Raw genomic sequence first — 10,804 nt, 5'->3', positions numbered from 1 at the left:
GGCGGTCGCCTCGGCCGGCGTGCCGGAGGCCGGCGCCGCGGTGTTGAGCCGGGCCGGCGCCGGGGCGGTGCTGATCCTGGCGGCCGAGACCGCGCTGCTGCTCGTGCTCTCGCCGGAGCTCGCCCTCGCCGTCGAGCGCTCCCGCAAGGCGACGCCGTGCGAGCTGCTCGACGTGCCCTTGGAGCAGACGTACGCACGGCTGCAGGCGAGCGAGGCGTGGCGCGAGCACGAGGACGACCTCACCTCGGCGCGGCCCACTGAGACGTGGCGTGAGCTGTGTGTTCGCTACGTGGTGTACCCGGCGCGGATCGACGGGCAGGTGGCGGAGGTGGTGTTCGCCGTGCCGGTCGACGGGCGGCGGCAGGGGGTGCGCGCCGGGCTCGTCTGGGCGGGCGGGCACGAGGAGCAGGACGACGACTCCGGCCCCCGGCGCGTCCACACACCCGCCTGAGTCTGGCGATGTATAGCGCTCTCTTGCTCGTTCGCTAGAACGCCTTATAAGGAACTCGACTGCGCGTTCGCCACGTTGGACTAGATGTGAGCGCCATAACGTGTCCGAAGTGTCAGGGTCAGATGCGCCAGTACGAGCGGGCCGGCGTCGTGGTGGATCAGTGCGGCGAGTGCCGTGGCATCTTCCTCGACCGTGGCGAACTCGAACACCTCGTCACCGCCGAGTCGCAGTGGTCCGGCCCGCCGGCCGGCCCCGGCTACGCCCCTCCCGCCGCGGCGCCGCCGCAGTATGAGGACCACCGGTACGAACAGCGGTACGACGACGATCGCCGGTACGGACAGCGCCCCCATGGCGACCAGTATCGGCACAAGAAGAAGCGGCGGAGCTTCTTCGAGGACCTCTTCGACGACTGAGTGACTCCGAAGCATTCCCTCGTGGCCGTCCGGCGATCGTGCGGGCGGCCACCGGCATGTTCGGAGGCATCGGGTTTTCTACTCCCCTCTAGCAAATGAGCAAGACAGCCGAATATTCGCCAACAGGCATCGCATTGATGGCGTCGTCTACGGCTTTCTAGCCGTAGAGCAAGAGTGACCTAGAAAACGGTAGCGGCGCTTAGACCGGCTGCGACCTGAGGAAATGACCGAAGTGCGGGACGGTGAAGGCGACCAGGCCGCGCTCGGCGCTGTAGATGAGACCCTTCTTGATCAGGCCGTCGCGGGCGGGCGAGAGGCTGGAGGGCTTGCGGCCCAGCTCGTCGGCGACATTGGCGGTGGGCACGGGCTCGTCGCCGAGTGAGGCCATCGCCCGCATGTAGTCGCGCTCGGCGGGAGTGGCGCGTTCGTACCGGCTGCCGAAGAAGCCGACCGCCAGCTCCCCCTCGGCCTCCGGCGCGGCGACGCGGATGTCACCGTCGCTGATCGGCGTCTCGGGCGCGATGTCCCAGGCGACCTTGCCGTACGCCTGGACGAAGTAGGGGTAACCGTCGGCCGCCTGGTACAGCGCGTCGAGCGCGTCCTCGGTGAAGGTGACGCCCTCGCGCTCGGCGGGGGCGAGCAGGGCGAGGTCGGCGGCGTCCCGGTCGAGCCGGTCGATGCGGGCGTAGCGGAACAGCCGCTCGGAGTAGGACTTGCTCGCCGACAGCACGGCCGGCAGGTGGGGTAGGCCGGCGCCGACGACGATGAGCGGGCCGCCGCTCTGCGACAGCTCGTGGCAGGCGGCGCAGAGCGCCGAGACGTCGTCGGCCGGGATGTCCTGCATCTCGTCAACGTAGAGCGCGATGCCGACGCCGAGGTCGGTGGCGACCGAGGCCGCGTCGACGAACAGCTCGGTGAGGTCGATCTCCAGGTCGCCGGAGTCGGCACGGCCGCGCGCGGCGGGCACGTCGATGCCGGGGTTCCAGCGGCGAGGGGCGGTCTTGCCCTTGGCCGGCTCGGCGTCGGCCTGCGCGAACGCCTTGAGCACGCCGAGGAACTCCTCGATGCGATCGGGCGCCCGGTGCCGGGGGGCCAGCTCACGGATGGCCATGTGGAGAGCGGAGGCGACCGGGCGGCGGATCGACTGGTCGGGCCGCGCCTCGATCTTGCCGGTGCCCCAGAGCTTCTGGATCGCCATCGACCGGAAGGTGTTGAGCAGCACGGTCTTGCCGACACCGCGCAGCCCGGTAAGGATCATGCTGCGCTCGGGGCGCCCGCGGGCGACACGCTCCAGCACGACGTCGAACTGCTGGAGCTCACGATCGCGGCCGGTCAGCTCGGGCGGTCGCTGTCCGGCACCGGGGGCGTAGGGATTGCGCACTGGGTCCACGCTCTCGGACTTTATGAGGGGATATAGCTGCGGCCGTAGATTTCCGTAGAAAGTGCTACGGCGTGTCGCGCGATGCCGTGCGCGGCAACGCGTCGCGACCGGAGCGGTAAGGGTCGCCACCGGCCCCGCCTCCCTCAATGCTGGTCGAAACTCTGTTCGAAGAGGTTCATCACCGTAGCGCACGGGGCGAGGCGCCGTCAGGAGAAGCGGCGCTCTTTTTCGAACAAAGAATCGACCAGGGCGTCCATGGCCGCACCCGTCTCCGCACGCCGGCCGGGCGTGTCCGCGATGACCAGCCCGGCCTGGAGCGCCCCTGCATGAGCCCGGGATCAGTCCTCGACGGACTCGTCCGCGCTGCTCCGGTGCGGCACGTGCCCGGCCGGGACGACGCCCATCCGGCCCGCCTGGAAGTCCTCGAACGCCTCGATGATCTCCTCGCGGGTGTTCATCACGAACGGGCCGTAGCGCGCGACCGGCTCACGGATCGGCAGGCCGCCGAGGACGAGGATCTCCCAGCCGTTCTTCGCCGCCGACGGCTGCCCGTCGGCGGCGGCGACCGTCAGCGCGTCGCCGTGGCCGAACACCGCGAGCTGCCCCTCATCCACCGGGCGCCCGTCCGGGCCCGCCGTGCCGCGACCGCTCAGGGCGTACACCAGGGCGTTGAATTCGCGCGGCCACGGGAGGGTGAGCCGCGCGCCGGGGGCGACGGTGGCGTGCAGGTACGTGATCGGCGTGTAGGTGACCCCCGGTCCCTTGTGCCCGGCCAGCTCACCGGCGATCACTCGCACGATCGACGAGCCGTCGTCACTGCTCAGCAGGGCCACGTCGCGGGACTCGATGTCCTGGTAGCGCGGCGGCACCCACTTGCGCTCGCGGGGCAGGTTCACCCACAGCTGCACGCCGTGGAACAGGCCGCCGGAGGCGACCAGTTCCGGCGGGGGCTGCTCGATGTGCTGGATGCCGGCTCCGGCCGTCATCCACTGGGTGGCGCCGTCCGTGATCAGACCGCCGCCACCGATGGTGTCCTGGTGCTGGAACGCGCCGTCGATGATGTAGGTCACGGTCTCGAAGCCGCGGTGCGGATGCCAGGGCGTGCCCTTCGCCTCGCCCGGGGCGTACTCCACCGCGCCCATGTGGTCGAGCAGCAGGAACGGGTCCGCGAGCGAGAGGTCGACGCCCGGGAACGGCCGGCGCACCTCGAAGCCTTCGCCTTCGAGGTGCCGCGAGGCGGTGATGACGCGGCCGACGGGACGCCAGGCGGTCTCCTGCTCCGGGAGCCGGGGAAGTCGCGTCAGGGTCAGCGGATCGGCGGTTACGGCAGGCATCGTGCCCTCCTAGGTCGGGTTACGCGTCGTGCAACCAAGTTGAAGATTCAACTATTCCTCGGAGCGGCGCCCCGACGACTCTCCCCGTTCAGCGTAGCCACCTCGATTGAAGTTTCAACCATCCGTACAGGTCACGGAAACGATCCCCGACCTCGACGACGGGTGAGATCATCCGAGGACACGGACCGTCTGGAACTTTGTTGAATGTTCAATCAAGCGTGTAGGATCGAGATATGACCGAACCGCGCTGGCTCGACGCCTTTCAGCAGCGCGACTGGCGTGCGTACGTCGAAGGCAGTGTGCGGCTGGCCGATCTCCTCGACCGCGATCTCAAGTCCAAGCACGGCCTGACCATGGCCGAGTACGAGATCCTCGTACGCCTGTCGGAGGCGCCCGAGCGGCGGCTGCGCATGGCGGAGCTCGCCGATGTCGCCAGCCAGTCGCGCAGCCGTCTCTCCCACACCGTCTCGCGCCTGGAGTGCAAGGGCCTCGTGGCGCGCAACAACTGCGGCGCGGACAAGCGCGGTGTCTTCGCCGAGCTCACCGACGAGGGGTTCGCGTTCTTGTCCAAGGCCGCCGTCGACCACGTCGCGACGGTGCGTGAGTTCTTCGTCGATGTGGTCGACCCGGCCGATCTGCGGGCCATCGGCCGCGCGTTCACGGCCATCGCCGAACAGGTCGCCAAGGCGCGCTAGACCCCGGCGTTCAGCCCGGTGCAGAAGCCGAGCGAGAACAGCGTCAAGAAGGTCCAGCCGCACATCAGCCCCACGCCGTACAGGCGCATGAACCCGGTCATCTTCCACGCGAGGAAGCCGCCGAGCCCGAACGCGAGCAGCATCAGAGCTAACGCCTGTGCGACCAGGTTGGTGTCGTTGTCGTGCATGATGTTCCGTTCGAACGCGGAGTACATCATGATCGCGTCCACCAGGATGAACGTGCCGAGTCCGCTGCCCACCGCAGTGATCTCGCGCATACCGAGCGACGGACGGCGCTTGCGGTCCGTTTCCTCCATGATCGGTCCTCTTTCCGCCGGACATGGCAGCCACATCGTCCCGCATGAAAGTGTCCGAAGCACGGCTTCAATCATGTAATCCTTCGAAGATGAGACGCGCGATCCTCGGCATCCTCGCGACCGGACTCTGCGTAACGCTCTCGTCGGCCTGCGGTGGCGGCGGGTCCGGCGCCGCGGCGTCCCCACCGGCGGCGGCCTCCACGGACCCGTCGGCGCCTGCGGCCGTGTCGCCCTCACCGTCGAAGGCCTCGCCGACCGGGCCCAAGCCGTTCTCCGCCAAGATCAGCAAGGTCACCCGCGCGACCGTGAAGCACTCCTGGCACTCCGGCTGCCCCGTCGGCATCGGCGACCTGCGCCTGATCACGATGACGTACTGGGGCATGGACAAGAAGACCCACGAGGGCGAGATGGTCGTCAACGAGGACGTCGCCGGCAAGATCGTGAAGGTCTTCCACAAGCTGTACGACGAGCGCTACCCGATCCGGCGCATGGAGCTCGTGGACAAGTACGGCGGCAGCGACTTCAAGTCGATCGAGGCCGACAACACCTCGGCGTTCAACTGCCGCAACGCCACCGGTGCGAGCTCCTGGTCACAGCACGCGTACGGGCACGCCGTCGACCTCAACACCTGCGAGAACCCCTACGTCCACCCGAACGGCCACATCGAGCACCCGCAGTGTGTGAAGTACGGCAACCGCAAGCGGCACGACCCAGGACTGATCCACGCGAATGACAAGGTCGTGAAGGCGTTCCGCTCGATCGGCTGGGGCTGGGGCGGAAGCTGGGGCGGCCCGTGGGACTTCCAGCACTTCTCCGCCAACGGGCACTGAGCCGCTCGCCCGCCACCCCGACGTCTAGACGACCAGTAGAGCGACCACCGCGACGATGACCACGACGACGATGACCAGGCCAATGATCATCCCGGTGTTCGGGCTCTTCTTCGCAGCCTCACCGCCGTTGCGGCTGGCGAAGGCCCGGAACTGCTGTGTGCTCGCTGCGGGATCCTGTTCATTTCTCGCCATGCACCAACAGACTAGTCGAGGAAAGCACAGAGTGACCGGACTTTCCCGGAAGGTCGCCCGCAGTACACGAACCCGTCTGCGCGCCCATGGCGCCCTCTGAGCCCGGTGGCTCAGGCGGCGACCGCCGCTTTCACGGAACAGCCCCGTGATCACCTCGGTGATCACGGGGCTGCGGCCGTCGGTCAAGCGCTACTTGCGGCTGGCCCACAGCGGGCGCTTGTCCTTGTAGACCACCAGGTTGCCGTCGTCCTGGACCACCAGGGTCGCGCCCGGGTTGCCGGTCGTGTTCGAGCTCCACAGCGGCTTGGTGCCCTCGTAGACGACGAAGTTGCCGTCCGTCTGCATGAGGGCGTACACACCCGAGCCCTTGGTGGCGGTGCTCCAGATCGGCGTTCTGCCGTCCTTGTACAGCACGACGTTGCCGTCGGTCTGGGCCTGGAGCGAGTACTCCCCGTTCGGCGAGCGAACCTCGTTGCCGGTGGTCAGCTTCTGGCCGGGCGCCAGGCCGCCGATGGCCATGTGCCGCGACCACAGCGCCTTGTGGTCGGTGCCGTAGATGACCAGGTTGCCGTCGTCCTGCACCTCAAGGTGCGCGCCGGAGTGGCTGGAGGTGTTGCTGTGCCAGAGCGGCGTCTTGTCCTTGGCGTAGACGACCAGGTTGCCGTCGCTCTGCATGACCGCGTACGCGCCCGGGTGGCGGCCCGTCTCCGTGCTCCAGAGCGGGGTCTTGCCCTTGTAGAGGACCAGGTTGCCGTCGGTCTGCTGGAGCAGCTGGTAGTCCCCGTTCATCGACCGGACGGCCTGGCCCTGAGAAAGGACGTAGCCCGACTGGAGGCTGCCCAGAGAGACGTGCCGCGACCAGAGTGCCTTCTTGGCCGTGCTGTAGATCACCAGGTTGCCGTCGTCCTGCACGACGAGCGACGCGCCCGGGTGCTTGCCGGTGTTGCTGGACCACAGCGCCTTCTTCGCGGTGTCGTACACGACCAGGTTGCCGTCGGTCTGCATGACGGCGACCGCGCCCGGGTGCCGTCCGGTGCCGGTGGACCACAGCGCCTTCTTGCCCTGGTAGAGCACCAGGTTGCCGTCCTTTTGCAGGACGAGTCCGTACTTGCCGTTCGCCGAGCGGACCCACGCGCCGGCCTTGAAGACGTGGCCGGGCTTGACGAGGCCCTTGGCGACGCTGCTCTTGGGCTGGACATCGCTCTTCGGCGCGCCGGCGGGTGCCGCGGCGGTGTTCGCGCTCGGCCGCGCGGCCGTGGCCGCGGCCTTCTTCGGCGTGGGCTTGGAGTGGCCGGTGGCGGCCCACGCGCCGACCGACACTGAGGTCACGGCGGCCGCCACACCGGCCGCCACCGCGATGGTCTTCATCCGCTTCACTGGGTGTGCTCCCCCTGTTTCGGACTGGATGATGAGAAACGTAGGGGAGCCGCCGCCGAAGGCCACGATGCTTCATCAAGCGTGAAAATGTCATAGCGTCCGGGGAATGGGGCAATGGGCGCTGCGCGCGGAGACGGCCGCCGGGCGGTCGTACGACGCGCCCAGTGAGGCGCTGCTGTTCCGGCTGCTCGGCGAGCTCGGCCCGGGCAACCAGTTCCTCGTCGTGGACCGGGTCGACGCCCCGGGCGGACAGCACTACATGCAGGTGTACCGCGAGGTCGACGGCACGTACGTCGTCGAATATCGCGAGGGAGCGCCCGAGCGTCACTTCGAGACGGTCGCCACGGACCTGCGCACGACGCTCGCCGTGCTCACCGGCTGGGCCGACGACGCGACCGGCTGGCGCGACGCGTGCGAGTGGCGGCAGTGGCCGATGCCCTGACGCGTACGGCCCGTCAGGTCGTCAGGACCGGCGCCAGAAGACGCAGGTGCTCGGCCTGCTCTTCGAGCGTGGCCGCGATCGGCTGGACGCAGACGTGGTCGGCGCCGGCCTCATGGTGGGCCCGGACCCGCTCCGCGAGAGTGTCCGGGTCGCCCGACGGCACGACCGCCTCGATCAGCGCGTCGCTGCCACCGCCGTCGAGGTCCTCATCGGAGAAACCCAGTTCGCGCAGATGGTTGCGGTAGTTCGGCAGGCCCAGGTAGCGCGTGGCGTACTCCCGTGCGGCGGCGCGGGCGGCCTCCGCGTCCGTACCGACCACGACGGCCTGCTCCACCGCCAGGATCGCGTCCTCACCGAGGACCTCCCGGGCGCGTGCGGTGTGCGCGGGCGCCGTGAAATAGGTGTGCGCGCCCTGCGCGTGCGTCCGTGAGAGCTCCAGCATCCGAGGGCGCAGCGCCGCGAGCAGGCGCGGGGCGACCACCGGCAGCGCGGACTCCGCGGAGTCCATGGCGTCGAGGTAGGAACGCATCGTCGCCACCGGCCGGCCGTAGTCGTGCCCGCGCGAGGTCACCAAAGGGGCGTGGCTGACGCCGAGCCCCAGCACGAACCGATCCGGCCACGCGTCGTCCAGTGTCGCCGCCCCGTTGGCGGCCGCGACCGCGTCACGCGCGTAGATGTTCGCGATGCCCGTCGCCACCATGATCCGCTCCGTCCACGACAGCACCGTCGCGGCATGCGTGAACGCCTCCTTGCCCCGCGGCGTCTCGGCGAACCAGAAGGCGCAGTAGCCGAGTTGCTCGATCGCCACCACCACCTGACGCTCCACCGCGGCCGGTGCGTCGGAGGCGGAGGCCAGCCACACACCCACCCGGCCCAGCCGATGTTTCACCGCGGCGACGTCGACGGACACACCCTCGGCCATCGCGCACCCCCTCTCCTCCGGTGACCATGCCCATTCACCAGGCCACCTCACACCGGAGGAAGCGTCGATGCGGCCGGACCGCTATCGTGGACCTCGCCTCTGGAGGGTTCGCATAGTGGACTAGTGCAGGCGCCTTGAAAGCGCCCAGGGCTGGTGACAGTCCTCGTGGGTTCGAATCCCACACCCTCCGCGAGTCGACTCATCCTGCTCGCTGTCCCCTCCGGGGCAGCTTCGCCGGTGACCGTCGATGTCTGCCCGGGGGGCCGAGCCCCCCGGAGCCCCCGCGATTGATGGTTTCTCGCCGTCGCCGCGTTTCTCGCCGCACCCGGCTTTCCACGACGTACGCATCCGGCTCCGCTTCCGCTCTTAGCGCTGCTCTGGGGCTCGGCGTAGGAGGAATACGGTGGCGAGGATCCCGGCTACGGCGGGCAGGATCGCCAGGGTTCCCCACAGGGGCGGGAAGATCCTTGCGTCGTACTCCGATGAGGCGAGTAGGAGTAGGGCGAGGCCGGCGGTGATCACGATGACGGTCACGGCCAGGGCCGACGCCGGTAGGCGGTGTGAGCGGGCGACGCCCAGCACGAGCAGCCACAGCACGGCGTCTATGACGGCGACGGTGTACACGAGGCCGTAGAGCAGGGCCGCGGACGGCTGTTTGCCGGACGACCGGTACACCGCGTCGGTGTGGTCGGTGAGGGAGTGGCCGCCGGTCTGGTCGATGATTGCCGCCACCGCGAGGACGAGCGACAGGGCGATCGCCACCACTACGGCTCGGCCGGCGGAGCGCCCGCCACCGGAATTTTTAGATAGTGACTGTCTCATGCGAGTGACTGTACGAAGTCCATGAACGGCGAGTCAATTGCTTTAGGAAGTCACTTGCTGAAGAGTGTGGCTGTCTGTAACATCGGTGGATGGCATCCGATCTGCGGGAACGTCGGCGAGTCAAGGCCAGGCGCACCATCCAGGAGCGGGCACTCGACCTGTTCGACGAGCGAGGGTTCGACGCCGTCACGATCGAGGAGATCGCCGCCGCGGCGGCGGTGTCGCCGTCATCGGTCTACCGCTACTTCGGGACCAAGGAAGGGCTCCTCGTCGCCGACGAGTTCGACAGCATGAGCCAGGAGGCGCTGGAGGAGATCCTGGACCTCGACGATCCCGTCGGCAGCCTGCTGCGGATCGTACGGGCGTATGAGATGACGCCGGACGAAACGCCCGAGCCGGCGGCAGGCCGGTCGCCCGAGAGGAGTCCCTGGCGCCGGGTCCGCTACTTCTTCCAGGAGCCGTCGGTACGGATGGCCGCGTGCGCGGCGCTCGACCGGGCCAGCCAGCGGATCGCCCCGATGATGGCCGGTCACGGCGGTATGACCGAGACCCAGGCGCGCGTGACGTCGAACGCACTCGCGTTCGGCTACTTCGCCGCGCTGGAGCAGTGGTACCTCGACGGCGGCGTGCGCCCGATCGCCGACTACGTCGAAGAAGGCATGGCGCCACTACGCAGGATCTGGCCGCCCGTGGAAGGCCGCTGAGGGACCGCCCGGGGCGGCCGGCTCATCACCGCTCCGGGCAGGGGCGATCGGGTCCCGGGTCAGCGGGGCCAGGCGAAGCCGTCGCCCACCGTCGCGGCCAGGACCAGGTAGGCGTCCTGGGTCGCGGCGGACAGCTGGTCGAGCTCGACCTCCGCTCCTTCTTCCAGGTGAGGGTCGTACGGGATGCGGACGACCGCTCGGCAGCGGCTTTCGAAGTGGGCCTGGAGCCGGTCCAGGTCGACCGTGCTGCGGCTGCGGGAACGCACCATGGACAGCACCACGACGCCGTTGCGTACAAGGTCGCCGTAGTGGTGGGCCTCCAGCCAGTCGAGCGTCGCCGACGCCGATCGCGCGCCGTCGACGGACGGCGAGCTGACCAGCACCAGCTGGTTCGCCAGGCCCAGCACGCCCGCCATCGCCGAGTGCAGCAGGCCGGTGCCGCAGTCGGTCAGGCAGATCGAGTAGAAGTGCTCCAGGACGTGCGCGACGGTGCGGTAGTCGTCCTCGCTGAACGCCTCGGACACCGCCGGGTCGCGGTCGGAGGCCAGCACCTCCAGCCGCGAGGACGACTGGGACGTGTAGGCCCGCACGTCCGCGTACCGCTGGATCTGCTGATGCTCGTTCAGCAGGTCGCGTACGGTCGTGGCGGTCTCGAGCCGGACCTTGTCCGACAGCGTGCCACGGTCGGGGTTGGCGTCGACCGCGATGACCCGGTCGCCGCGCAGCGACGCGAGGGTCGAGCCGAGCCCGACGGTGGTCGTCGTCTTGCCGACGCCGCCCTTGAGGCTCATCACCGCGACGCGGTGGTGGCCGCCGGCGACGGGCGTGCGCGCACGCGCCAGGAGCTCGCGCTTGCGCAGCTCCTGCGGCGACTCGCCCGGGTGGATGACGCCGCCCGACGCCTTGTAGACCGCGCGTCGCCAG

Annotated in this window: 13 protein-coding genes, 1 tRNA gene and 1 pseudogene; 7 read left to right on the top strand and 8 right to left on the bottom strand. The window is 69.2% G+C overall.

The genetic code is table 11. The features are described from left to right. A pseudogene (locus ACFFNX_RS30155) lies at positions 1-451 on the top strand (hypothetical protein); the annotation flags it as partial. An 86-nt stretch (positions 452-537) separates the two neighbouring features. Next, the gene (locus tag ACFFNX_RS30150) at positions 538-864 is read left to right on the top strand and encodes a TFIIB-type zinc ribbon-containing protein (RefSeq protein WP_378209259.1); all 327 of its coding nucleotides are present in this window, start codon (positions 538-540) and stop codon (positions 862-864) included. A 199-nt stretch (positions 865-1,063) separates the two neighbouring features. On the opposite strand, the gene ACFFNX_RS30145 is transcribed toward ACFFNX_RS30150, so the two are convergent. Together ACFFNX_RS30145 and ACFFNX_RS30140 are read right to left on the bottom strand one after the other, a co-directional pair. Then, entirely contained in the window at positions 1,064-2,254 is a 1,191-nt protein-coding gene (locus ACFFNX_RS30145) for an ATP-binding protein (protein ID WP_378209258.1), read from the bottom strand. A 329-nt stretch (positions 2,255-2,583) separates the two neighbouring features. Next, the gene (locus tag ACFFNX_RS30140; protein ID WP_378209257.1) at positions 2,584-3,579 is read right to left on the bottom strand and encodes a pirin family protein; all 996 of its coding nucleotides are present in this window, start codon (positions 3,577-3,579) and stop codon (positions 2,584-2,586) included. Between the two features lie 233 nt (positions 3,580-3,812). Here ACFFNX_RS30140 and ACFFNX_RS30135 point away from each other — a divergent pair, with 233 nt between their 5' ends. Beyond that, positions 3,813-4,274: a MarR family winged helix-turn-helix transcriptional regulator gene (locus ACFFNX_RS30135; RefSeq protein WP_378209256.1), complete on the top strand. Its 462-nt coding sequence runs from the start codon at positions 3,813-3,815 to the stop codon at positions 4,272-4,274. On the opposite strand, the gene ACFFNX_RS30130 is transcribed toward ACFFNX_RS30135, so the two are convergent. Continuing rightward, positions 4,271-4,591 (bottom strand): hypothetical protein, encoded by a 321-nt coding sequence (locus ACFFNX_RS30130; RefSeq protein ID WP_378209255.1) that lies wholly within the window; start codon positions 4,589-4,591, stop codon positions 4,271-4,273. The two genes, ACFFNX_RS30135 and ACFFNX_RS30130, sit on opposite strands and share 4 nt — an antisense overlap. Positions 4,592-4,680: 89 nt before the next feature. On the opposite strand from ACFFNX_RS30130, the gene ACFFNX_RS30125 reads away from it, so the two are divergent. Then, complete coding sequence (locus ACFFNX_RS30125) at positions 4,681-5,421, top strand: M15 family metallopeptidase (protein WP_378209254.1); 741 nt, start codon at positions 4,681-4,683, stop codon at positions 5,419-5,421. Positions 5,422-5,445: 24 nt separating this feature from the next. Here ACFFNX_RS30125 and ACFFNX_RS30120 read toward each other — a convergent pair whose 3' ends face one another. Further along, positions 5,446-5,613: a hypothetical protein gene (locus ACFFNX_RS30120; protein ID WP_378209253.1), complete on the bottom strand. Its 168-nt coding sequence runs from the start codon at positions 5,611-5,613 to the stop codon at positions 5,446-5,448. Between the two features lie 189 nt (positions 5,614-5,802). After that, a complete protein-coding gene (locus tag ACFFNX_RS30115; protein WP_378209252.1) occupies positions 5,803-6,981 on the bottom strand; it encodes a hypothetical protein in 1,179 nt (392 codons plus the stop codon). 115 nt (positions 6,982-7,096) lie between these two features. On the opposite strand from ACFFNX_RS30115, the gene ACFFNX_RS30110 reads away from it, so the two are divergent. Next, positions 7,097-7,432 (top strand): hypothetical protein, encoded by a 336-nt coding sequence (locus ACFFNX_RS30110; protein ID WP_378209251.1) that lies wholly within the window; start codon positions 7,097-7,099, stop codon positions 7,430-7,432. A gap of 13 nt (positions 7,433-7,445) precedes the next feature. On the opposite strand, the gene ACFFNX_RS30105 is transcribed toward ACFFNX_RS30110, so the two are convergent. After that, the gene (locus ACFFNX_RS30105) at positions 7,446-8,354 is read right to left on the bottom strand and encodes a TIGR03620 family F420-dependent LLM class oxidoreductase (protein WP_378209250.1); all 909 of its coding nucleotides are present in this window, start codon (positions 8,352-8,354) and stop codon (positions 7,446-7,448) included. A gap of 101 nt (positions 8,355-8,455) precedes the next feature. Here ACFFNX_RS30105 and ACFFNX_RS30100 point away from each other — a divergent pair. Further along, positions 8,456-8,544 (top strand) — tRNA-Ser (locus tag ACFFNX_RS30100). A 176-nt stretch (positions 8,545-8,720) separates the two neighbouring features. Here the strand turns inward: ACFFNX_RS30100 and ACFFNX_RS30095 are convergent. Beyond that, positions 8,721-9,176, bottom strand: a complete 456-nt coding sequence (locus ACFFNX_RS30095; protein WP_378209249.1) for a hypothetical protein — start codon at positions 9,174-9,176, stop codon at positions 8,721-8,723. 89 nt (positions 9,177-9,265) lie between these two features. On the opposite strand from ACFFNX_RS30095, the gene ACFFNX_RS30090 reads away from it, so the two are divergent. Then, positions 9,266-9,880: a TetR/AcrR family transcriptional regulator gene (locus ACFFNX_RS30090; protein ID WP_378209248.1), complete on the top strand. Its 615-nt coding sequence runs from the start codon at positions 9,266-9,268 to the stop codon at positions 9,878-9,880. Between the two features lie 59 nt (positions 9,881-9,939). Here the strand turns inward: ACFFNX_RS30090 and ACFFNX_RS30085 are convergent. Next, positions 9,940-10,804: MinD/ParA family ATP-binding protein (locus ACFFNX_RS30085; protein ID WP_378209247.1), on the bottom strand; the 865-nt coding region annotated here is incomplete at its 5' end.

It is taken from the genome of Actinoallomurus acaciae (assembly GCF_042429965.1).
GTDB lineage: Bacteria > Actinomycetota > Actinomycetes > Streptosporangiales > Streptosporangiaceae > Actinoallomurus > Actinoallomurus acaciae.
The sequence above is the reverse complement of the archived record's forward strand: the minus strand, read 5'-3'. Positions and strand labels throughout refer to the sequence as shown.